We start from the raw sequence: 21,756 nt of genomic DNA on the forward strand, positions 1-21,756 counted from the left end.
GGCGGTTTTCTTTTGGCCTAAAGCCTGTCCAGCGGCCCGGCCCCAACCGTAGTCGCCGTCACCGAAAATGCCGCGCGTTCCTCGACGGCGAAACGCGGCTCCATGATGGTCGAGACGCCCATCATCCGGCACTCGGCCCGGTCCGGCGTCAGGCTGAGGACAAAAAAGCCACGCGGCTCAAACTCACACCATTCCAGGTCCGGGCTGGCGGCCACCAGCATCTCGGCCATCGGGGCTCCGGGCAGGGCCCGGGAATAGGACGGCTGGGGGCTGGACACCGCCGTCGCTCCGAACTCGACCCCGACGCGACCTTGTCCATCATGCAGGTTCGAAGCCCAGGCCGCATGGCTGTCGCCGCTGAGCACGATCAGCCGGGCCTCTGCCGCCCGCGCCTTGGCATACAGACGGTCCCGCTCGGCGGGATAGCCATCCCAGGCGTCGAGATTGAGCGGAGCCTCGACCGCGCCCAGCGCCGCCATCTCTCGCAACCGGCGTTGTTGATAGCCCTGGAGGTCCGGCATGGCCGCCTCAATAGCCGCCTCCCCAACGACCGTGACCAGATCAGGGACGACCAGTTTCGCCATCAGAACCTGATTGCCCAGCACCTGCCACGCCGCTGTGTTGGTCATGGACTGGCCCAGCCAGTCCAGCTGATCCTGACCCATGAGGCGTCGATCCGGGTCATTCAGACGATCTTCGTCGATGGTGCCGTCGGGCCGGGTGATATCCTCATACTCAAACTGAAGCGCCCTCGCCGACAGCCGTGTCTCGATCATGTGCAGCGCCGCTGTCTGCCCAAATCGGAAAGAGCGGCGTACCGCGTCATGCAGCGGCTGACCGGGAGCCGGTTCGCGGATCGGGTTCCATTCGAGATAGGCCCTGAGGGCATGGGCCTTGCGACTGGCCCAATCCCCTTCGCCCTCGTTGTGATTTTGCGCCCCACCTTCCCAGGGATCGTTCGTCACCTCATGGTCGTCAAAGGTCATGATCCAGGCCGCGCGGGCGTGGGCGGCCTGGGTTTGTGGATCGGCCTTGTACTGGGCATGGCGCCGCCGATAGTCGTCCAGGGTGACAATCTCATGCGCCGGATCGGGTATCCGGTTCAGCTCCAGCCCCGTGCGCATCCCGTAGTCACGCTCGCCGGCCCCGTACTCATAGATGTAGTCGCCCAGGTGGACGACCGCATCGACCCGCTCCAGCCCGGCAATGGCCTCATAGGCATTGAAATAGCCACCGGGATGCAGGGAACAGGAGGCCACCGCCAGGACGACCTCGTCGGTCGAATCCTCGGCGGGCAGGGTACGGAAGCGACCGATGGGGGAGGCAAGGTCGGTGCCCTGAACGTAGAACCCGAACCAATACTCGCGTCCGGATTCGAGCGGACGAGCCGAGTCACTGTTGATCTCCAGCTTGGCGGTGTAGTCTCGCTCTCGGCTGGCCCGAAGGTAGCTCCCCAATATCAGACGCCCCAACGACCCGTCATCATTCATTTCACCGACAATGAGTTGAAGCGGAATCTCGGAGGGATCAGGCGGCTCGACAGGCGTGACCCGTGTCCAGAACACGCCCCCAGACGCTGTAGGATCGCCCGAAGCAACGCCATGATTGAATACGGCTGTTCCCTCGTAGGCGGGCGGGGGTGGTGGGGTCGCACAAGCCGGCGTCGCCACGCCCGCTCCCAACAGTCCCAACGCCTGCCTACGGTCGATCTTCATCGCCTGGCTCCTCGTCCGTCTCATCTCAACGTGTCATAGAGCATGGAACCACGACCGGAGCACGACCTTGTCGCCCAGCGACGGCACAGACCTGACCGACGACGAGCCTGATTTCATCGAGGCTCTGATCGTCGATCTCGGCCCCCAGGCCGTCGGCCAGCGGCTCGACAAGGCGCTCGCCCTGGCGGCCCCGGATCTCTCGCGTGCCCGTATCCAGGCGCTGATGGCCGAGGGTCGCGTCACCTACGCCGACGAGGTGATGACCGATGGGTCGTCCAAAGCGCGCGAAGGCCTCTATCTCATCGCCGTTCCCGAACCTCTGCCCGCCGAGCCGCAGCCAGAGGATATCCCCCTGGAGGTTCTGTTCGAGGACGAACATCTGATCGTCATCGACAAGCCGGCGGGCATGACGGTCCATCCGGGCCCCGGCCACCAGACCGGTACCCTGGTCAACGCCCTGTTGTTTCACTGTGGCAACAGCCTGTCGGGCATCGGCGGGGTTCTGCGGCCCGGCATCGTCCACCGGCTCGACAAGGACACGTCCGGCATCATGGTCGCAGCCAAGTCCGACGCCGCCCATCAGGGCCTGTCCGCCCTGTTTGCTACCCATGATCTGGAACGCCAGTACATCGCCCTGACCCGGGGGCAGCCAAGGCCCGCATCCGGCCGGGTTGAGAACCGGATTGGTCGCTCCAACAGCGACCGCAAGAAAATGGCCGTCCTCAAGACATCCGGACGGCTGGCGATCACCGACTATCGGACCGCAACGACGTTCGGTCCCCAGGATCGCCCGCTGGCATCTCGTGTCGTCTGTCGTCTCCACACAGGTCGCACGCACCAGATTCGGGTTCACATGGCCTCAATCGGCGCACCGGTCTTGGGGGATCCGATCTATGGCTCCGGCCCGCCCGCGCCTTCAGTCAGGCAAGCCATCCAGACCACCGGCCTGGACCGACAGGCCCTGCATGCGGCCGTTCTGGGCTTTGTTCATCCCATCACCGGGGCCACGCTTCGGTTTGAAACGCCGCTTCCCGCCGACATGTCCGACCTGGAACAGCAATTGGCTGAGCTCTGAGGCAGTTCGGTGCTTGCCTAGGTCGTCCAGCGAAGCCAAGGTTCTGGCCGAACGGAGTCCTTTCATGATCAGACGTCTTGGCCTGGCCGCTGTCCTCCTCGCCCTGCCTTTGGCTGCCTGCGGCAATGGCGGCACAGAGGAAGACCGCACCCTGCATACGCCCGACGGGACGATCCACACCCAGACCGAGGGCGAGAATTCCACCTCGACCTATCGCGACAACGACGGTCGCGAAGTGGTTGTCGCCACAGGCCCGGATGTCGCGGCCAGCGGTCCGGCCTACACCCGGCCCTACCCCGACTCTCGGGTGCTGTCATCCGTTACCTCGCCCACCGACAACGCCGGCTTGCTGACCTTCCAGACCGAGGCTGAGCCCGGCACCGTCATCGCCTATTATCGCCAGCGCGCCGAGGAATCCGGCCTGACCGCGCGCGCGGAAATGACCATGGGTGACACCCAGCAGTTCGGGGCAGACACAGCCGCCGGCGGTGAACTCAATGTCGTGGTCACCCCCCAGGACGGCCAGTCGACCGTGACGGTCACCTGGGAAGGCTTGCCGGGATGAGGCGTCCGCTGGCCACCGCCGCCCTCCTTCTGGTGACCGCCGCCTGTGCGCCCGTCGGTGCGCGCGTGGCACCGGTCGCGACGGAAACCGGCCAGGCCGAGCGCCCCGCTGCCTATCTGGACACCGAAACCCATCAGCGCCTGGGTCAGGCGACCCCCTTGCCGCCCGAGCCCGGCTCGGCGGCTGAACGCGCGGACCAGGTGGCTACCCGCGCCGGCTGGGTTGCCCCGGGCTCTCCGCGCTGGACCCTGGCCCAGAACCACGCCGAGATCTCGCCGGCCCTGGCGCTTGGACATTTCGACTGTCCCTTGGGAACACGGCTGTCCGAGACCCCACCGCCGGCCCTCGTTCGGCTGTTCAGCCGTGCCCTGGAGGACATTTCGGCCGCGGCTCGCGTGGCCAAGGCGCGCATCTTTCGGCCACGCCCCTTCGTCGATGACCCATCGGTGGCCACCTGTATTCGCGTCGATGACAGCTACCGCACCAACTCTTCCGCGCCCTCCAGCCATGCCACGGCGGGCATCGTCTTTGGCCTGATCATGGCCGATGCCGCGCCGGATCAGGCCGATGCCCTGACCTATCGCGGGCGCGTCATCGGTGAGAGCCGCCTCGTCTGCGGCCTACACTATGCCGCCGACGTCACGGCCGGTCAGCAACTCGGCTATGAGCTGTTTGAAGCCATCGTGGCCACACCGGCCTACCAGGCCGATATCGCCCAGGCCCGCTCCGAACTGGCCGCAGCCCGGCAGCTGGGACACACCAATCCGACCTGTGCAGCCGAACGCCTGGCGCTTGGTCTGAACTAGGCGCGCGGCGGGCCCAGCAGCGGACCATACAGGTCCGTGCGGCGATCCCGGAAAAAGCCCCAGGCGGCCCGGTGCCGGTCCAGGAACTCCAGGTCGAAGGCGTGAACCAGCACGCCCTCATCCTCACGCCCGAAGCTCTCGACCAGATCGCCGCGATGGTCGGCAATGAAGCTGTGGCCATAGAAGGTCTGTCCTGCCTCGGTCACCCGTTCGTGGCCGATCCGGTTGGCCCCGACGACGGGCACCACGTTCGACACGGCATGGCCCTGCATGGCACGCCGCCACGGCTCGGCGGTGTCCAGCTCATGGTCGTGCGGCTCGGTGCCGATGGCGGTAGGATACATCAGCACCTCGGCCCCCATCAGCATCATCGCGCGCGCCGTTTCGGGGTACCACTGGTCCCAACAGATGCCGACGCCAACCCGGCCATGACGCGTGTTCCAGACCTTGAAGCCGGTATCGCCAGGGCGGAAATAGTATTTCTCCTGATAGCCGGGGCCATCGGGAATATGGCTCTTGCGATAGACGCCCAGGGCCTCGCCATCAGCATCCAGCATGACCAGGGAATTGTAATACTGGGGTCCGTCGCGCTCGAAGATCGAGACAGGGATTGCGATCCCCAGCTCCCGGGCCACCGAAGCCAGCTGAACCACGCACGGATGCTCGCGCCACGGATGGGCGTGGGCAAACCAGTGCTCCTCCTGGCTGACACAGAAATAGGGGCCTTGAAACAGCTCCGACGGCAGGACGACCTGGGCCCCGCGATCCGCCGCCTCACGGATGAAGTCGATCGTCTTGTCGATATTGGCCTGGAGGTCATCGCCATAGGAGGTCTGGATGGCGGCGACGGAGATCGAACGAGTGACGAGTGACGAGTGGCGAGTGGCGAGTGTCATGGGCGACGCGCTTCCAGTTTGGCGATCAGCGAAGCCAGCATTCGGCTAATTTCGTCGGAAGATTGCAACAGAGGCTCAAGCGCTTCTGTCGAAAGATAGGACAATTGCTCGGCGAGGAGCATTTGCGTCTCCACTTCGGCTAGCGAGCCCCTAGCGATCGAGAGGAACCGCACGAAGTCGCCGGTTGCTCTCCGCGCGCAGCCCTCGGCGATGTTTGACGGGACAGAAACAGCGGCGCGCCGAACCTGACTGACTAGCCCAAATCGTTCATCCGTGGGCCAGCCGCTGCTGGCCTGATAGACCCCGCGCACCAAGGCCATGGCCTTCTGCCAAACCCGGAGTTCCCGGTAGTGACGAACCTCGCCACTCGCCACTCGCCACTCGCCACTCATTCCGGCTCCTGCTGGCTGATACAGTGGAACGAACCGCCCCCGGTCAGGATGGCACTCGAGGGCAGGGCGATGACCTCCCGATCCGGGAACAGATCGGCCAGAACCTCGACGACCAGGCGCACGGCCGTCTCGTTTCCATAGGTCGGAACGATGACGGCCCCATTGGCGATCAGGAAGTTCATGTGGCTGGCAGGAATGACCGCGCCATCCGCATCGACCTGACGGCCCGGCGACGGAATACGCACGACGTCGAGCCCGGCCTCGGCCAGGTCCTGAGCGCAGGCATCATAGACCCCCGCGTTTGGATCATCGATCCCAAAGGCGATCGGACAGGCCACCACACCCGGGGCAACGAAACGGGCCAGATTGTCGACGTGGCCATCCGTGTGGTCGTTGAGAAGCCCGTCACCCAGCCAGACGACCCGTCGCGCGGCCAGGGCTTCGATCAGCGCAGCTTCTGCAATCGCCTCATCCCAGCCGCGATTTCGGTTTGGGTTCAGCACGCACTGGCGCGTGGTCAGGATCGTCCCGTCTCCGCCATGGTCCAGCGCACCGCCTTCCAGAATAAAGTCATGCCGGTCCAGCGGCACGCCTGACGCCTCTCCGATCTGGGCGGCGACGGTGTCGTCATACGCCAGCTCGTACTTGCCACCCCAGCCGTTGAAGCGAAAAGCGGCGGCCCGGCGCGAGCCCGGACCAAAGATGGGGCCGGTATCCCTGAGCCAGATGTCACCGAACCGCCCGGCCACAACCTCGACGCCGGCGACATCAGCAAAGCGCCCTTGAGCGTCGGCCAGGGCCTCCGGCTTGCCGACCAGCAGACGCACGCGCTCGCGCCCGGCTCCGGCCAGGGCCCGGACCAACGCTTCCACCTCGTCTTGCGCCGGTGCGAGGTTCTCTTCCCACAGCTCTTCGTGGCTGGGCCAGCCGACCCACATCGCCCGGTGTGGCGACCATTCAGCGGGGATGATCCCGGTCATCTCAGGCAGGTCCTCTCAGGCGTACCAAGGCGCGACCAGATAGGGGGCCGAGGCCCGCCCCGCAAGCCACGCAAACGAAAGGGGCGGAGCCTTTCGGCTCCGCCCCCCTCTGTCGTTTGACTGTGCGTCGCGCTTAGAAGGCGATGCGCAGCGAGGCCGAGATCGCACGCGGGGCACCGCGGTCGGCCGTGCGGTTGCCCGCTTCAGCCGTCGAGATGTTGCCCAGGTAACGCTCGTTGAAGAGGTTCTGGACGTTCACCTGCAGGTAGGTGCGCTCGTTGATGAAGCCGAGGTCCACGCGGCCATCCAGGTCGACGACCGTGTAGGACGGGGTCGATTCGTCATTGACCAGGTTGGTCCAACGCTCACCGACATAGCGGGCCTGGGCCCCCAGGGTGATCGGGCCACGCGAATATTCGCCGCGCAGGGCCCACTGGAACTGCGGCACCTCAGCCAGCTCGTTGCCGGTGGTGTTGTAGAAGCCACCCGAGGTGTTCGGGATGTCGTTCTGCAGCTCGGTCTGAATCCACGAGGCCGAGGTGAAGACCGAGAAGCTGTCGGTCACCTGATAGCCCAGCGAGCCGTCGAAGCCCCAGCGATCGATGTCACCGGCGTTGATCGAATAGGCGATCGTCGACAGATCCGGCAGGACTTCGAAGCCGCGAACGATGAAGTTCTCGAACTGCGAATAATAGGCCGAGGTCGAGACGATCAGGTCGCCGTTGCCGAAGCGGTAGCCGATTTCATAGTTGCGGCTGCGCTCGGGGTCGGGGTTGGCCGGCACGCGGTCGTACAGGTCGTCGGTACGCGGAGCCGACAGGTTTTCCGAATAGCTGATGTAGGTCGTGTGGTTCGGAGCAAACTCCCACGACGCGCCAACGTTCGGCAGCAGGGCATCGTAGTCGCGCTCGAACGACACCGGGGCACCGGCCGTGGTCGACGCCGACGCACTGACCAGCGGCGTCACGGGACGCTGCTCGGTACACCAAGCGTTGAAAGTGTCCGTCTGCCAGCAGTAGTTGTTCAGCTCGCGGGAGAAATACGGCGCGCGCAGACCCAGGTTCACACGAACCGTGTCGTTCAGATAGCGACCATTATACTCGATGGCGAACTGGTTCAGGATGGCGATCGACTGACGATTGCGCTCCTGGAACACGTTGCCGTCCAGGGTCAGAACCTGACGGCCGTGGCCGTCCTTGCCGCCGAACCAGCTGTCCCAGTTGCCCGACAGGTCCAGATAGCCGAACTCCGAGGTCTGGCGGTGATTGCCGTGATCCCAGGTATAGGCAAAGCGAACGCGGTGATCGTCGTTGAAGTCCCAGATCAGCGAGGCGTTGACGCTGTAACGGCGGGTGTTGGTGTTGGAGGGCGAATACAGCTTGATCCGGTCACGCAAGTCGCCGTCACCGTTCAAGTCGACGCCGTTGAACACCGCCGGGAAAACGGCAACGCCACCGACACCATAGGTGATCTGCCGCCGGTTCAGCGGATCAAACGTTGACCCCTGCAGCCGCTGGTCGGTTTCTTCGACGTTGGTGATACCGCCGCCGTTGGCCAGGACGTACTGGAACGTCGGGTCAATCGTCAGGGTCAGGCTGTCGCTCAGGGTGAAGCGTGACTGACCGCGGATGCTGCCCGTGTTCGACGGGTTGACGCTGAACATATAGTAGTTGCTGCAGCCGGGATTCAGCGAGCTGCTCGCCTGGTCCTGACGGGTGCCGTTGACACCAGCCAGAAGGGTACAGCTGGTGGAGTTGGGCGTCGCCGAGAAGGTGCCGTTCAGATTGAACGTATCAACGCTGTCGCGGGTCTGCGGGAACTGGTTGCGGTTCTCGTTGTAGTGGAACGCCACCGCCATGAAGTCGCCGTTCTGGCCGACCGGCTGCCAGATGCGGGCGTTGTACTGGTCCTTCTGGACGCCGCCGACGCCGGCGAAGTGGTCATATTCGGTGTGTGAATAGGCGGCCCACATGCGGGTGCCCCACGGGCCGATCTCGCCGGTTTCGCCCATCAGGAAGATACGGCGATAGTCGAACGAACCGACCGACGGCTGGACAATGAAGCCCATGTCCGGGCCGGGACGACGGGTGACCATGTTGATCGAACCACCGGTGGCCGAGGCCGTCGGGCTGTCGACGTCGGTCGACCCCTGGTTGACGCCGACGCGCTCAATCAGTTCCGGGTCGAGCTGCTGGTTCGAGTAGATGGCGTAGTTGCCGGTGTCGTTCAGCTGAATACCGTCCAGGTTCAGCGAGATGCGGTTGGAGTCAAAGCCGCGCACCGTGATGTCACCGCCCGAAGCGCCGTAGGAGTCGCTGTTCGAGAAGGTCACGCCCGGGAGGATCGCGATCGAGGCCAGAACGGACTGACCCGGCTGCTGGCTTTCCAGATATTCGCCCGTGAGGGTCGAGCGGGCACGGGTCACCGTCTCTTCGACGGCCAGACCGTCGACGTTGGCCGGGCCACGGGCACCGGTGACGATGACTTCGGCCACGGTATCTTCTTCGAAGGTTTCCGAGCCGGTGGACTGGGCGGAGGCAGCCGTAGCCGCCAGAACACCGCCGACAAGGGCCGTGGTGGCCCAGATAGCGCGCTTGAGGTTCGTCATTCTTGAGATCCCTTGGGGTGAGATAGCCGATGGCAGAATTAAGGCCGTCCCGGACAGCCCGTTGTATGCGGCGCGTTTAGGAGCGAGTCTATAAAGGATGGCGACAGGTCTGTGACAGAGGCGTGACAGTCGCCAAGCGTGGCATGGAGGTGACACCTTTCGCCTGGTTGGTGTACAGGCCCGCCAATGGCCCTCTCCGCCGCAGCCTCGTCCGACGCCGGTTCGCAAGAATTTCACAGATTCTGGCGGTTGTTCCTGTGGCTGACGCTTGGAATCACCGTGATCCGGCTGGCGGCGCTGTTCGTGACGCCGCTGGAGCTCTACCCGGACGAGGCCCAGTACTGGCTGTGGTCGCGCGACCTGGCCTTCGGCTATTTCTCCAAGCCCCCGATGCTGGCCTGGCTGATCGCCCTGACGACCGGGATCGGTGGCGACAGCGAGCCCTTTGTAAGGCTGTCATCGTCACTGCTACATGCGGCGACGGGACTCATTCTCTTTCGCGTGGGAGCCCGGCTCTATGATGAGCGAACCGGCTTCTGGGGAGGTGTCCTCTATCTGCTGATGCCCGGCGTCCAGTTGTCGGTCGGGATCGCCTCGACCGATGCGCCCCTGTTGTTTTTCGCCGCCCTGGCCCTGTGGGCCTATGTGGCCTTTCAAGCCCGCCCTTCGGCGCGCACGGCGCTTTTTGCCGGACTGGCCCTCGGCGGGGCCTTTCTCAGCAAATACGCTTCGCTCTATCTGCTCATCGGCGTCGCCCTGCATCTGATCAGTACGCCTTCGGCCCGCGCCGGCTGGACGCCCATGCGGGTCCTGGCTGCTGCTACGGGCCTGCTTGTGGTCGCGGCCCCGAACCTGATCTGGAACGCCCTGCATGACTTCTCGACGGTCAGCCACACCGCTGCCAACGCCAACTGGAACGTCGCGGACCTGTTCCATCCTGGCGAGGCACTGGAGTTCCTGGTATCGCAAACCATGGTCCTGGGCCCCGTGCCGTTTGCCGCCATCCTGATCGGAGCGGGCCTGGCGGCGGCGCGGCGGTTCGACCTTTCGCCATCGGACCGGTTGTTGCTGGCCTTCGTGCTGCCGCCGCTGATCCTCGTCTTCATTCAGGCGTTGCTGTCGCGCGCAAACGCCAACTGGGCCGCTGTGGCCTATACTCCCGCTGTCATACTGGCCGCCGCCTGGCTCCTGCGCTGGCACGCCTATCGGTGGTTCATGGGCGGCCTGGCTTTCCAGATCGTCGTGGCGGTCATGGTTCTGGTGTTCGGAGCCTGGCCGCATCTGGCCGATCGCGCCGGGCTGGGCAGCTCGTTCAAGCGTGTGCGCGGCTGGGAGGTCGGCACCACGCGCATCCTGGACGCGGCTGAAGCCTTGGGCCCCGGAACCGTGATCGCGGCGGATGACCGCTTCCTCTACAACTCCCTAGCCTACTATGGGCGCGACCGCCTGTCGGGCCCAGACGCGCCTGAGCTGACCATGTGGGTCCGCGAAGCCCATCCGCAGAACCAGGCCGAGGCTGAAGACCCCCTGACTGTGGATCAGGGGCACCGTGTTCTGATGGCGTCCATAGAAGGCCGGTTCCGCCACGAATTCGAGGCGGATTTCGTTCGCTTTGACGGCTGGACGGACGCCACCGTCCGCCTCGATCCAGAACGAACGCGGGATCTGGCCATCGGGATCGGCGAGGGCTTCGCCCCCCAGCCTCGTGATCCCGAAACCGGCCTTCCGGTTCCGGTCAGCCCCACACGGCCCTGAGCCGCGCCGCGCGGCGACACCCCGTCGCATAGGCCTGGTAGTTGGCTGGATGCCGCCGGGCATAGTCTTGATGGTAGGATTCGGCTCGCCAGAATCGCTGTGCATCCAAGACCGGTGTGCGAAACCGCGACTGACCCAGAACCGCCACCGCCGCGCGGCGGGACGCCTCCGCGACCGGTCGCTGGGCCGGCGTCGCATAGACACCGGACACATAGGATGGGCCCTGGTCACAGAATTGACCGTCCGGGTCGGTCGGGTCGATCATGCGCCAGAACCGGTCCACCAGATCTCGATAGGTCACCCGGCCGGAATCATAGGTGACGCGGACAGCCTCGACATGGCCGGTCCCGCCCGCCACCACCTGTCGATAGGACGGATTGACCACATGACCGCCGGTGAACCCGGATTCCGCCTCGATAACGCCCGGGATCTGCTCAAAGCCGTGCTCGATGGACCAGAAGCACCCCCCGGCGAAGATCGCGGTACGCTGTTCGCCTCGTAACGGAGGCACCTCGCGGCGCGTCTGGGCCTGGCTGTCGGCACAGGCCGCAAAGGCAAATGCCGCCATGACGACAGCAAAACTTCGGGCAATGAGGCGGGTGTGGGTCATGGTGGCTATACGTCTGAACCCCGCCCTTGGATGCACCGCTTGCGTTTGCGCAAAGCCCGCATTAGAGATCGCGCCCTCGCTCGCCCGGCCCTGCGTCGGTGCCCCCAAAATGGAGAGGTGGCAGAGTGGTTGAATGTACCGCACTCGAAATGCGGCGTGCCTGCAAGGGTACCGTGGGTTCGAATCCCACCCTCTCCGCCATCCCATCGTCCGCTGACGTGCACCAGGGTCCGTAGAGACCCTGGAAACACAGGGCTTCGTTGTCCATAATTCTTCGCATTGATCCGAGCGCGTTCGCCCGCAGCCGCGATATTTCGTGGGCGGAAATGTGGGCGAAACCGAAGTGGAGAGTGTGGGCGAAGACTTATGGGAAAGCTGACGGCGAACGAAGTGAAAGCCGCCCTGAACCGACCAGGAACCTACCAGGATGGCGACGGGCTGTTCCTGAAAGTAGATCGGCGCGGCGGTGCATCCTGGAAGGTTCGGGTCCAACACTGCGGCATTCGGCGTGACTATGCCGTAGGGTCCGCCCGCCTTGTGTCTTTAGCCGAGGCCCGCGCCGAAGCATCCCGACTTCGCCATCAGATTCGTGTTGAAGGTCGTGATCCCGCGACTGAGAAACGCCAGGCCAAGGCCGCCGCCGTCACGTTCCGGGAAGCCGCTGAAGCGTTCTGCAATCTCGGCCATCCCAAATCGAAAGCCTCGGGACGACCGGACGCCCGACTTGCGATGCTCAAGACCTACGCATTTCCCAAACTCGGGGACCGTCCGGTCGGCGATATCGATGCCGCTGATATCGTATTGGCGCTCCAGTCCGTTTGGACGACCAAGCCCGAAACGGGGCGGCGGCTACGTCAGCGCATCTGCGCCACCTTGGACTATGCACATACGCAGGGGTGGCGCGCCACCGAGGCCCCCGCCCGATCACTTGCCGCCGGTCGAGGACTGCCCCGCCAACCGCCGAGAGACACGCACCGGCTGGCCATGCCGTACGCGAATGTTCCTAGCTACTTGCTTCGCTTGAGGGAGCGATTCTCGTTTGGACGACTCGCTCTGGAGTTCTTGATCCTGACCGCTGCGAGGTCTCAGGAAGTGCGCGAAGCGACCTGGGATGAGTTCGATACGGAGGCCGGTCTGTGGACCGTCCCGGCGTCGAGAATGAAGGCGCGCCGGGTCCACGTCGTGCCCCTTTCGCAAGCTGCCCTTGCAGTCCTTGCCAAGGCCAATACCATGCGCGTCGCCGGAACCGATCTCGTTTTCCCCGGAAGCTCTCTCAAGAATCCCATGTCGAACATGACGCTTCTGAAGGTGCTGCGGGATGCTGAAGAACCTTTCCATGTCCATGGCTTCCGGTCCTCGTTTCGCGATTGGGTGTCTGAGGAAACCAACTATCCTGGGGAAGTAGCGGAAGCGGCTCTGGCTCACGTCGTCGCCAACAAGGTCGAGGCGGCCTATCGGCGCGGCGACCTGCTGGAGAAGCGACGCGGCATGATGGAAGCGTGGGGAGCCTTTTGTGACGACGATCATAGCACCGTCGTCAACCTGGTGGATCGGGGTTAGGCGATCCCCCTGCCAAGGATAGGACGCAACAAGGTCAACCAAGTCATGCGGAGCCAAGCTCCCACAGGTCGGCGGCATTCATCCACAGCACTTCGGGCTGACGGCGGCGAGAATCTCGGCGATAGAATTGCGTCCGGGCAAGCCCGTCTGGACCCGCTGAGTCAGCGGTGACCCCCTGGTCCAGGAGTGTCCATTGACACCACTTCTCCATTCCATCGCCGAGGCCGCCAAGATGCTGGGCATCGGTCGGTCCAAAACCTACGAACTGATTGAAGAAGGGCGGCTTGAGACCGTCTATATCGGCGCACGGCGGCTGGTAAAGGCCGACAGCATCAAATCCATAGTCGACCGCTCCACAGACAGTCAGAACCCTGATCAGTGATGCGGACAGCCGGAGGGGCCGGGACCGCAAGCGCGGCACCTGGCTCCTCCGCCGCTGGTCTCAATGGCGTGCCCCATCCAGTTTCTCCCGGCGGCAATTCCCCTTTCTCACCGCCTGAGGCATTCCCCGGCAGCGCTGGCCTGGAGCGTGCGCTCGCTCGACTAGGCCGCGCCATCCTGGACGAGGCAGGCCGAGAAGCAGATCGTCTGAGAAAGGATGCTGACAGCCGCACACGTCCGCAGGTGAAACCTCACGGCTCAGCAGGCTCCGACGAACCTTCGGCAGCCGCATTAGGTGCTGAAAATGCAGAGCTATATCGCCACATTGGCAGACCAACACGGGAGGCCATACCTCTATATAAGGTAGGGGAGACCAACGGTCCCCATGGGGCGGGAATCGCAACCGTGCTGATAGGAAAAGCTATGGGCTGACCGACGCGCAGCTCCAGCAGCTAAGCGCGGCGGCAGCCCGTAGCTTCGCCCTCGGTCTCCCGCCCAATCGTATGATCACGATCACCTGGGAAGCAGCAGGCATACCCTTGGAGGAAATGGTGGCTGCCACGAGCGCCTTCCTTGATTGCCTTGGTAAACATCTAAAGGCGTCGGGACATGAGCGCTCGTGGATATGGGTGCACGAAAACGGACCCCAAATCGGCGGGCACTGCCACATCCTCGCGCACGTGCCGTCCGAGCTAGTGAAAAAGCTGACCCGACTGCAAACGCGATGGATCAAACAGATCACCAACAGGCCCTATGCGGCCAAGACCATCAAGTCTGTGCCGATTGGCGGACGGCTCGGCCTGGAGACAAGCAATCCTCACCTCCATGAAGTCAATTTTGATGAGGCCGTCGATTACCTTTTGAAGGGCGCTGAATCGGACGTTCGGGCAGCGTTCGGGATCAGACGCAGCCAGCCCGGCGGCCTAATCATCGGCAAGCGGTGCGGGGCGTCCAACAATCTGCTCGGAGGCTGATTGCTCAGCACCGCCATCAAGCGCTCAACTGAGCATGATTGCGGCCAACGCCGTCTTGCTCGGCCTTTGCGCCGGATCATCTGGTAGGCGCATCGGCTTCCCGTGAAACTCGCCATAGGGAGATTGCTTCAGTTCGTCTGACACCTGAACGGTCAGCGTATCGGCGTTGATCTTGATCAGGCGGAGGTCGAACAGGGTGTGAAGATCGGCCCTAAGCAGGAGGCCATTTGTAACATCGTTGCTGTGGGGGCCGAGATAGGGGCGAATATGCGCGGCTTCGAGCACCTCGCGCACGTCGCACCCTGAAATCGCACAGGCCGCCCCATACGCCTTCATCAACTCGCCCCGAAACTGCTTCTGCCCTTGCCGACGCGTCACCTCGGCCAACACCTTCAGGCGCGCATCAGCCTCGGCCAGGTCCTCAGTCGGAACATCCGCTTCGGGCGTCGCTCCTGCATCGGCGACGCTTTCAGCAATAAGCGTGAGAACAGCCTCCCGCAGCTCGGCTTCGCTGCGCGACTGCCACGTCTCCATCGTTTCGGCAGCCCTCTTGTTCGGCGCGGGCGGCCGCTCAATCTTGCTGGATTGCCGCCACCCCTGTCGTCCGTTCTCGAAATGGCCGTCGAACGTGTCACGCGCTGCCTTGAGGCTATTGCGGAACGTGGACTGCGACCGCCCATTGCCAAGCACCAGGTAGAAAAGGTCATAGGCTTCGTTCCACGAACCCACGCCGAGCCAAGACGGAGGCGTACCGTCTGCTCCAGCTCGCGCCAAGGCGTAGGCGACCAGGTACATCTCCGGCGAACGACGAATGAGAATGTTGCCGCCCGGCATAGGCAAACTCCGTGTGTGAAGAAGCATCCTTAGCTAGCTGACCGCCAGTCTCGAAGGTCCAACTTCCTGGTCGCCCTTGACCCCAGGCCTCGTGACCGATTCAACGCTTGGGCGGGGACGTCGAGTGTGGACGCCAGGGGGAAATCAGTGCCGACGCTTACGCAATCCGAACTTGAACGCCATCTTTGGACGGCCGCTGACATCCTGCGCGGCCACGTCGATGCGGGGAAGTTCAAGGACTACATCTTCGCCCTGCTGTTCTACCGGCGCCTGTGCGACGTCTGGGATGAGGAGTTCGAGGTGCTGCTGGCCGAGACCGGCGACCGCGATGAGGCGGCCGATCCTGACGAGCATCGCTTCCACGTCCCGCCCCAGCATCACTGGAACGCGGTCAGGAAGCACGCCACCCAGATCGGCCAGCATCTGAACAACGCCTTCGCCGCCATCGAGGACGCCAACCTGCGTCTGCGTGGCGTGTTCGGCGACGTGGACTTCGCCAATCAGGAACGGTTCCCCGACGCGCGTCTGGAGCGGCTGCTCGCCCATTTCGAGAAGCATCGGCTGCGGAACAGTGACGTGCCGCCCGACATGCTGGGCGACGCCTACATGTATCTGATCGAGCAGTTCGCCGAGGGCGCGGGCAAGAAGGGCGGCGAGTTCTACACGCCCCGGCAGGTCGTGAAGCTGATCGTCGAATGCCTCGATCCCCAGCCGGGCATGTCGATCTACGACCCCACCTGCGGCTCGGGCGGCATGCTGCTGGAGGCGGCGCAGCACCTGAAGGCAAACGGCCAAGACCCGCGCAGCCTGTCCCTCTATGGACAGGAGAAGGAATTGGACACTTGGGCCATCGCCCAAATCAACCTGTTCCTTCATGACATCGACGACGCGTTTATTGCCAAGGGCGACACTATCCTCGATCCGAAGCGATACGATCCGCGCGCGCAGGAGTTCACACCTGGCGTCGGTGCCTATGACCGGGTGCTGGCCAACCCGCCCTTCTCGGTGAAGGAATGGGGGCACGAGGTCTGGACCAATGGCGATCCGTTCGGTCGTGATCTGTTTGGCGTGCCGCCAAAGGGCTATGGCGATCTCGCTTTCGTTCAGCACATGGTCTCTTCGATAAAGGACGACGGCATGCTGGGCGCGGTCGTGCCGCACGGCGTGCTGTTCCGTGGCGGAGCCGAGGGCCGCATCCGCGAGGCCATGCTGAAGGCCGACATCATCGAGGCGGTGATCGGACTGGCGCCCAACCTGTTCTATGGCGCGGGCATCCCGGCGGCGATCCTGATCATCCGCAAGACCAAGCCCGCCGAGCGGAAGGGTAAGGTGCTGGTCGTCAACGGCGACGCCACTTTCACGCCGGGGAAGGCCCAAAACCATCTGTCGGACGCCGATGTTCGAACGCTGGCCGCCGCCTTCCATGGCTTTGCCGACGCCGAGAAGCTTGCTCGCGTCGCGGAGATCGAGGAGATCGCGGCCAACAGCTTCAACCTGAATATTAGCCGCTACGTCCAAACCGGTGCGGACGCTGCAGCGGTGGATGTGGCCGCCGAAGTCGCCAAGCTCCAAGACCTGATTGCCGAGCGCAACGAGGCCGAGGCAGTGATGTTCGAGCATCTGAAGAGGCTCGGCTATGTCGAGTGAGGTGCCGGAAGGGTGGCGACCGGGCCGGTTCGGACAGTTCTTGAAAGCTGCCCAAGGCGGCGGAACTCCACCCCGTGACAACCCGGCCTACTGGGGGCGCGATCTACCATGGGCCAGCGTGAAAGACGTGACGAGCGGCGCGCGCGAGCCTTTGGAAGGGATCACCGCCGAGGGGCTTGAGAACTCGTCATCGCGTCGGGTTGCGGCAGGGACCAACATTTTGGCAATGCGAATGGCCGTGGGATCGGTCGTTCGCTACGGCGTCGATGTTGCGATCAACCAAGACCTGCTCGCGCTGACCCCGGCTGACTCGCTCGATGGCGACTTCCTGTTCCATTGGCTGCGACACTGTTCTACGCACTTCGCGGATGTCGCGACTGGGACCACAGTGAAGGGTCTGCGGAAGGACATTCTGCTCGATTGGCCCATCGTCCTCCCACCGCTCGACGAGCAGCGGCGGATCGCCGAGGTTCTTCGCTCGGTGGATGTGGCGATAACGATAGCGGGTGCTGTGTTGTCTCAAACCCTTGAGGCTCGCGAACACCAGCTTGAAAGACTCATGGCCTTACCGGGCGACATGCGGCCGCTGGCTGACGTGTGTCGGCTCGGTGGCGGCTACGGATTCCCCATCAAGCACCAAGGGAAGCGGAGCGGAGCCTACCCGTTCGCCAAGGTTTCGGACATGAACCGGCCGGGCAACGAGACAGAACTGGTAAGTGCGGAAAACTACGTCGATCAGGCCGACTTAAAGGTGCTGCGAGCCAAGCCCTTCCCGCCGGGAACGACGTTCTTTCCGAAGGTCGGGGCGACGTTGCTCACAAACAAACGACGCATCTCATCAAGCGAGATCATTGTGGACAACAACGTCATGGGAGCGGTGCCAACCGCCATTGAGTCGTGGTTCTTGTTCTATGCCTTCAACACCATCGACATGGCTGACTACGTTCAGCCCGGTGCTGTTCCATCCGTGAACCAAGGAACTGTGGGCAAAATAATGATCCCCGTGCCGTCTCGTGAAGTTCAGAGGGATTACGTCATCACTATGCGTGATCTTGATTCTGCCATCGAAGCTCAACGAGCCACGATTTTGTCGTTGAGGATCACAAAAACTGCTGTGTCTGCCGATCTTCTCTCCGGCAGTGTCCGGGTGCCCGCATGAGCGAATACCGCCTCGCCGAAAAACCTGCGCTCGAGGCCCTGACCGGCATGGGCTACGTCGCACTTCATCACGAGGCGGCGATGGCGATGCGGCAGGAAGCGAACCGCGTCCTGCTGAAGCCGGTGCTGATCGAGGCCCTTCAGGCCCTGAATGAGGGCTTGGACGCCGAGGACGCCGAAGCGATCTACAGCGACCTCTCCACCCTGTCGGACAACGAGGAATGGCAGCGGCGTCTGCGCGGCGCCTATTCCCGGCGGCTGAAGGGGGAGGCCAAGGACAAGCCTGTCGTCCTGATCGACTTCAAGCGACCCGATAGGAACCGCTACCACGTCGTGCGACAGTTCAAGGTCGAGGCGCAGCGGTCGCGGATCGTCGATCTGGTGGTGTTCGTGAACGGCATCCCGCTGGTCGTGATTGAAGCGAAATGCCCGCTGAAGGCGGCGGATCGTTCCGGTCAGGCGTTCGAGCAGATCAAGCAGTATGAGCGCGACATTCCGCGCCTGTTCTACCCCAACGCTTTCAGCGTCGTGACGGACGGCATGGCGACGCTGTATGGCGCGACCGGAGCCCCTGCGAAGTTCTACGCCCCCTGGCCCGACCCATGGCCACGCACCCGCGACGAGTTTGCCGACGACCTGACCAAAGATTTGTGGTGCCTGCTAGAGCCGTCGCGACTGCTGGACCTGCCGGCCCACTTCATCGTCTTCGAGACCGATCCCGACACTGGGCGGCGGATCAAGAAGGTCTGCCGCTATCAGCAGTTCCGGGCGGTCAACAAGGCGGTGAACCGCGTCGCCGAGGGCACCAAGAAGACAGGTCTGATCTGGCACACCCAAGGCTCGGGAAAGAGCCTGACGATGGTGTTCCTCGCCCTGAAGCTGAAGACCCATCTGACGCTGGATGCGCCGACGCTCCAGAACCCCAACATCCTCGTCCTCACCGACCGAATTGATCTGGACGACCAGATTTCCAAGACATTCGTCGCGTGTGGCTTACCCAACCCGAAACAGGCGGCCTCGGTCGGCGAACTGCGCGAGGCCGTGGCGCGCGGCGGTTCCGGCCAAATCCTCCTCTCGACCATCTTCAAATTCCAAGGCTCCAAGGAGGCGATCCCGAACTCGGACGACTGGATCGTGCTGGTGGATGAATGCCACCGCACGCAGGAGAAAGACCTCGGCGCCTTTCTTCAGGCGACGCTGCCCGACGCCCGCTACTTCGGCTTCACCGGCACACCGATAAAGAAGGCCGATAAGGACACCTACGCCCGCTTCAGCGAGCCGGGCGAAACCTACCTCGACAAATACGGGATCGACGACGCCGTGCGCGACGGGGCGACCGTGCCGATCCTCTACGAGGGCCGAAAGACCGAGTGGTCGATCAACGAAGCCGAGATCGACATTCTGTTCGACCGCTGGTTCGTCGATCTGTCGGACGAGAAGCGCGAAAAGCTGAAGCAGAAGGGTGTCAGCCTCGCCCTGATCGCAAAGCATCCCGAGCGCATTCGGCTGATTTCCCGCGACATCTGGGAGCACTTCAAGCAGACCTGTCGCCCGGATGGCTTCAAGGCCCAGATCGTCGCCATCGACCGCGAGTCGGTCGTGCTCTATCGACTGGCCTTGGCGGAGGTGATCGCCGCCGATCTGGCGAAGGACGGTATGGCCGAGGCGGATGCTGCGGCCAAAGCCGACAGCATGATCGCGTGCGTGTTCTCCAAGAGCCAGGAGGACGACAAGCCGAGCGAGGGTGCGGACATCGAGGCCGTCCGCGCCGAGTTGCGCGCCCACTATCTCGACGCTGACGGAGAGAAGGCGGCCAAGAAGGCGTTCAAGGGCTCAGGCGATGAGCCTAGCTTTCTCATCGTGTGTGATAAGCTCCTTACCGGGTTCGACGCCCCGAACGAGCACGTCATGTATCTGGACAAGCCCCTGCGTGAGCACGGACTGCTCCAAGCCATCGCCCGCACTAACCGGACTCATTCGTCGAAACGACCGGACGGTTCGACGGTGACAAAGCCGCACGGCCGGATCGTGGACTACATCGGAGTAACCCAGCACCTTGACGAGGCTCTGTCGTCCTATCGTGCCGAGGACGTTCAGAACGCCCTGCGTGACCTCGACCTGCTACGCCGCGACTTGCGGAAGACCCATGCCGAGTTCAAGCGTCAGCTTCGACTGCTGGGCCTCGACGGCATGGACGAGAAGACCGCCGCCTACGCCATCGAGAGGCTGGTGGCCGACGGCCGCGAGGACGACTGGTTCGAGCTTCAGCGGCTGGGGCGCCACTTCGTGCGGACCTATGGCGATCTGTCGCCCGATCCGGCGATCCTCGACTTCACCGAGGACATGAAGTGGGCCGCTACCTTCTTACGGCTGGCGCAACAGGCGATCACCAAGGACGAGAGCCTCGATCACCTGACCTATTCTGGCAAGATCAGGGACATGCTGGAGGAGCATGTCCGCGCTACCGGCCTGACCACAACCGTCCGCCTCCGCAACATCACCGATCCAGACTTCAAGGACGACTTCCAGACCGACGAAAAGTCCGATGAGGAGCTCCAGGAGGCATTCATTCGCAAGGCGGCCGAGCTCCGCCGTGTGACGCGAGAGCTGGTCGATAGGAACCCAGCCCAATTCGGACGGTTCTCTGAGCGGGTTCTGGAGATCATTCGTCGCTTCGAGCAGGGGCAGATCGCCGCCGCTGAGGGCCTGAAGGAGTTTGAAGACCTGGCCTTAGGCATTGAGGCCGAAGCTGGCGCCCACGCCGATCTAGGCATGGATGAACGGGCCTTCGCCATCCTGCGGATCATGGAGCCGCACGCACCGCACACCGATCATAGCGGGCTCCAGCCCGTCGCCGTCGAGATCGGCGACCTCTACGCCCAGGCCCAGGCCAGCCAGCCCTCCTGGTTCTTCATGGACGGCTACAAGAAAGAGCTCCGTCGCGAGGTGCGAAAGCAACTGCGGGCCCTGGACCTGACTGACGCCAACGCCGTCCGCGACGAGATCGAGAACTACGCCGTCCATGCCTATGCGGAGAGCCGGTGATGGGTGTTGTCCGCATCGGCCAGACCGAGGTCGCCTACGACCTTCGACGCTCGGCCGCCGCGTCCGAACGCCGGATCACGGTAACGCCGGGTCACGTCGAGGTGCTGGCGCTGACCACGGACGGCGATGCCGATATCGACGCCTTTGTCAATCGCAAGCGTCAGTGGCTGTTCAACACCCTGCGTGAGCTGGAAACTAGGACGGCAGCGCGGGCCGTCGTCCCCCGATTTATGACCGGCTCCAAGATTCCCTTCCGGGGACGGATGGCGAAGCTAACTGTGCGCCGCCACGACGGCGCGCACGTCGAAATCGACTATCGCCGGGGCTTCTTCATCGATCTGCCGTCCTGGGTGCGCGACGAGGATCAGGACGCCGTTGTCTCGACCGAGCTCAAGCTGTGGCTCAAGCGTCGGGCGCGCCGTGATGTGTTTGAGGTCGCCTCCTCCTACCGTCGCCGTTTCGATCTGAAGCCTCGCTCTCTCCGCGTCGGTGAGATGAAGCACGGCTGGGGTTCCTGCGGGCCAACCGGCGCCATTCTCATCAACTGGACGCTCGTCTTCGCGCCGAAGGCCGTGCTCGAATACGTCGTCGTCCACGAGCTCGCTCACCTGAAGGAACGATCCCACGGCCCAGCCTTCTGGGCTCACCTGGGCGACTTGCTTCCCGACTACGAACGCCCGAAGGCATGGCTCGACCGGCACCAGGGCGCCTTGGACGACGGGTTTCTAAGAGCAGGGCGCTAGCTCGCCCTATCT

At 63.7% G+C, this 21,756-nt stretch carries 18 protein-coding genes and 1 tRNA gene; 12 read left to right on the forward strand and 7 right to left on the reverse strand.

Features of this window, described 5'->3' with window-relative positions; all coding sequences use genetic code 11:
• Nucleotides 1-17 precede the first annotated feature (17 nt).
• Nucleotides 18-1,715 (reverse strand): alkaline phosphatase D family protein, encoded by a 1,698-nt coding sequence (locus G391_RS0102190; protein WP_029086062.1) that lies wholly within the window; start codon nucleotides 1,713-1,715, stop codon nucleotides 18-20.
• A 67-nt stretch (nucleotides 1,716-1,782) separates the two neighbouring features.
• Between G391_RS0102190 and G391_RS13585 the strand changes: the two genes are divergently transcribed.
• The 3 genes from G391_RS13585 (at nucleotide 1,783) to G391_RS0102205 (ending at nucleotide 4,161) form a co-directional block, all read left to right on the forward strand.
• Nucleotides 1,783-2,790 carry an RluA family pseudouridine synthase gene (locus G391_RS13585; RefSeq protein WP_051257061.1) on the forward strand — a complete coding sequence of 336 codons (1,008 nt, stop codon included), beginning with the start codon at nucleotides 1,783-1,785 and terminating at the stop codon, nucleotides 2,788-2,790.
• A 64-nt stretch (nucleotides 2,791-2,854) separates the two neighbouring features.
• On the forward strand, nucleotides 2,855-3,355 hold the full coding sequence (locus G391_RS15045) for a hypothetical protein (RefSeq protein ID WP_051257062.1): 501 nt from the start codon (nucleotides 2,855-2,857) through the stop codon (nucleotides 3,353-3,355).
• Nucleotides 3,352-4,161 (forward strand): phosphatase PAP2 family protein, encoded by an 810-nt coding sequence (locus G391_RS0102205; RefSeq protein WP_029086063.1) that lies wholly within the window; start codon nucleotides 3,352-3,354, stop codon nucleotides 4,159-4,161. The genes G391_RS15045 and G391_RS0102205 overlap by 4 nt, the downstream gene beginning before the upstream one ends.
• Here G391_RS0102205 and aguB read toward each other — a convergent pair.
• The 4 genes from aguB to G391_RS0102225 all read right to left on the reverse strand — a co-directional run bounded on the left by aguB (nucleotide 4,158) and on the right by G391_RS0102225 (nucleotide 9,037).
• Nucleotides 4,158-5,057, reverse strand: coding sequence for an N-carbamoylputrescine amidase (gene aguB, locus G391_RS0102210; protein WP_029086064.1), 900 nt, complete (start codon nucleotides 5,055-5,057; stop codon nucleotides 4,158-4,160). The two genes, G391_RS0102205 and aguB, sit on opposite strands and share 4 nt — an antisense overlap.
• Entirely contained in the window at nucleotides 5,054-5,449 is a 396-nt protein-coding gene (locus G391_RS0102215) for a four helix bundle protein (RefSeq protein WP_035303476.1), read from the reverse strand. The genes aguB and G391_RS0102215 overlap by 4 nt, the downstream gene beginning before the upstream one ends.
• Nucleotides 5,446-6,429: an agmatine deiminase family protein gene (locus tag G391_RS0102220; RefSeq protein WP_029086066.1), complete on the reverse strand. Its 984-nt coding sequence runs from the start codon at nucleotides 6,427-6,429 to the stop codon at nucleotides 5,446-5,448. Before G391_RS0102220 ends, G391_RS0102215 begins: the two co-directional genes overlap by 4 nt.
• Before the next feature lie 133 nt (nucleotides 6,430-6,562).
• A complete protein-coding gene (locus G391_RS0102225; RefSeq protein ID WP_029086067.1) occupies nucleotides 6,563-9,037 on the reverse strand; it encodes a TonB-dependent receptor in 2,475 nt (824 codons plus the stop codon).
• A 186-nt stretch (nucleotides 9,038-9,223) separates the two neighbouring features.
• Between G391_RS0102225 and G391_RS0102230 the strand changes: the two genes are divergently transcribed.
• The gene (locus G391_RS0102230) at nucleotides 9,224-10,792 is read left to right on the forward strand and encodes an ArnT family glycosyltransferase (protein ID WP_029086068.1); all 1,569 of its coding nucleotides are present in this window, start codon (nucleotides 9,224-9,226) and stop codon (nucleotides 10,790-10,792) included.
• Here G391_RS0102230 and msrA read toward each other — a convergent pair.
• Nucleotides 10,773-11,402 carry a peptide-methionine (S)-S-oxide reductase MsrA gene (gene msrA, locus G391_RS0102235; RefSeq protein ID WP_035303478.1) on the reverse strand — a complete coding sequence of 210 codons (630 nt, stop codon included), beginning with the start codon at nucleotides 11,400-11,402 and terminating at the stop codon, nucleotides 10,773-10,775. The two genes, G391_RS0102230 and msrA, sit on opposite strands and share 20 nt — an antisense overlap.
• Before the next feature lie 111 nt (nucleotides 11,403-11,513).
• Here msrA and G391_RS0102240 point away from each other — a divergent pair.
• The 4 genes from G391_RS0102240 (at nucleotide 11,514) to G391_RS15545 (ending at nucleotide 14,317) form a co-directional block, all read left to right on the forward strand.
• A tRNA-Ser gene (locus tag G391_RS0102240) sits at nucleotides 11,514-11,603 on the forward strand.
• Between the two features lie 165 nt (nucleotides 11,604-11,768).
• Nucleotides 11,769-12,962, forward strand: coding sequence for a tyrosine-type recombinase/integrase (locus G391_RS0102245; protein ID WP_029086070.1), 1,194 nt, complete (start codon nucleotides 11,769-11,771; stop codon nucleotides 12,960-12,962).
• A 193-nt stretch (nucleotides 12,963-13,155) separates the two neighbouring features.
• On the forward strand, nucleotides 13,156-13,344 hold the full coding sequence (locus tag G391_RS0102250; RefSeq protein WP_029086071.1) for a helix-turn-helix domain-containing protein: 189 nt from the start codon (nucleotides 13,156-13,158) through the stop codon (nucleotides 13,342-13,344).
• A 502-nt stretch (nucleotides 13,345-13,846) separates the two neighbouring features.
• Nucleotides 13,847-14,317, forward strand: a complete 471-nt coding sequence (locus G391_RS15545; RefSeq protein ID WP_156893824.1) for a hypothetical protein — start codon at nucleotides 13,847-13,849, stop codon at nucleotides 14,315-14,317.
• Between the two features lie 24 nt (nucleotides 14,318-14,341).
• Here G391_RS15545 and G391_RS15050 read toward each other — a convergent pair whose 3' ends face one another.
• A complete protein-coding gene (locus G391_RS15050) occupies nucleotides 14,342-15,151 on the reverse strand; it encodes an HNH endonuclease (protein ID WP_051257063.1) in 810 nt (269 codons plus the stop codon).
• A 126-nt stretch (nucleotides 15,152-15,277) separates the two neighbouring features.
• Between G391_RS15050 and G391_RS0102265 the strand changes: the two genes are divergently transcribed.
• From G391_RS0102265 to G391_RS0102280, 4 genes are read left to right on the forward strand one after another with little or no spacing between them, the layout of a single operon-like run.
• Nucleotides 15,278-16,798, forward strand: a complete 1,521-nt coding sequence (locus G391_RS0102265; RefSeq protein ID WP_211226463.1) for a type I restriction-modification system subunit M — start codon at nucleotides 15,278-15,280, stop codon at nucleotides 16,796-16,798.
• Nucleotides 16,788-17,957, forward strand: coding sequence for a restriction endonuclease subunit S (locus G391_RS15055; protein WP_084169095.1), 1,170 nt, complete (start codon nucleotides 16,788-16,790; stop codon nucleotides 17,955-17,957). The genes G391_RS0102265 and G391_RS15055 overlap by 11 nt, the downstream gene beginning before the upstream one ends.
• On the forward strand, nucleotides 17,954-21,001 hold the full coding sequence (locus G391_RS0102275; protein WP_029086074.1) for a type I restriction endonuclease subunit R: 3,048 nt from the start codon (nucleotides 17,954-17,956) through the stop codon (nucleotides 20,999-21,001). The genes G391_RS15055 and G391_RS0102275 overlap by 4 nt, the downstream gene beginning before the upstream one ends.
• Complete coding sequence (locus tag G391_RS0102280; RefSeq protein ID WP_029086075.1) at nucleotides 21,001-21,744, forward strand: M48 family metallopeptidase; 744 nt, start codon at nucleotides 21,001-21,003, stop codon at nucleotides 21,742-21,744. The genes G391_RS0102275 and G391_RS0102280 overlap by 1 nt, the downstream gene beginning before the upstream one ends.
• Nucleotides 21,745-21,756 lie beyond the last annotated feature (12 nt).

This window comes from Brevundimonas aveniformis DSM 17977 (genome assembly GCF_000428765.1).
GTDB classification, from domain to species: domain Bacteria; phylum Pseudomonadota; class Alphaproteobacteria; order Caulobacterales; family Caulobacteraceae; genus Brevundimonas; species Brevundimonas aveniformis.

Coding starts and splice junctions, on each gene's coding strand:
- G391_RS0102190 (WP_029086062.1), bottom strand. CDS start 1,715: ATGAAGATCGACCGTAGGCAGGCGTTGGGACTGTTGGGAGCGGGCGTG.
- G391_RS15045 (WP_051257062.1), top strand. CDS start 2,855: ATGATCAGACGTCTTGGCCTGGCCGCTGTCCTCCTCGCCCTGCCTTTG.
- G391_RS0102205 (WP_029086063.1), top strand. CDS start 3,352: ATGAGGCGTCCGCTGGCCACCGCCGCCCTCCTTCTGGTGACCGCCGCC.
- aguB (WP_029086064.1), bottom strand. CDS start 5,057: ATGACACTCGCCACTCGCCACTCGTCACTCGTCACTCGTTCGATCTCC.
- G391_RS0102215 (WP_035303476.1), bottom strand. CDS start 5,449: ATGAGTGGCGAGTGGCGAGTGGCGAGTGGCGAGGTTCGTCACTACCGG.
- G391_RS0102220 (WP_029086066.1), bottom strand. CDS start 6,429: ATGACCGGGATCATCCCCGCTGAATGGTCGCCACACCGGGCGATGTGG.
- G391_RS0102225 (WP_029086067.1), bottom strand. CDS start 9,037: ATGACGAACCTCAAGCGCGCTATCTGGGCCACCACGGCCCTTGTCGGC.
- G391_RS0102230 (WP_029086068.1), top strand. CDS start 9,224: ATGGCCCTCTCCGCCGCAGCCTCGTCCGACGCCGGTTCGCAAGAATTT.
- msrA (WP_035303478.1), bottom strand. CDS start 11,402: ATGACCCACACCCGCCTCATTGCCCGAAGTTTTGCTGTCGTCATGGCG.
- G391_RS0102245 (WP_029086070.1), top strand. CDS start 11,769: ATGGGAAAGCTGACGGCGAACGAAGTGAAAGCCGCCCTGAACCGACCA.
- G391_RS15545 (WP_156893824.1), top strand. CDS start 13,847: ATGATCACGATCACCTGGGAAGCAGCAGGCATACCCTTGGAGGAAATG.
- G391_RS15050 (WP_051257063.1), bottom strand. CDS start 15,151: ATGCCGGGCGGCAACATTCTCATTCGTCGTTCGCCGGAGATGTACCTG.
- G391_RS15055 (WP_084169095.1), top strand. CDS start 16,788: ATGTCGAGTGAGGTGCCGGAAGGGTGGCGACCGGGCCGGTTCGGACAG.
- G391_RS0102275 (WP_029086074.1), top strand. CDS start 17,954: ATGAGCGAATACCGCCTCGCCGAAAAACCTGCGCTCGAGGCCCTGACC.
- G391_RS0102280 (WP_029086075.1), top strand. CDS start 21,001: ATGGGTGTTGTCCGCATCGGCCAGACCGAGGTCGCCTACGACCTTCGA.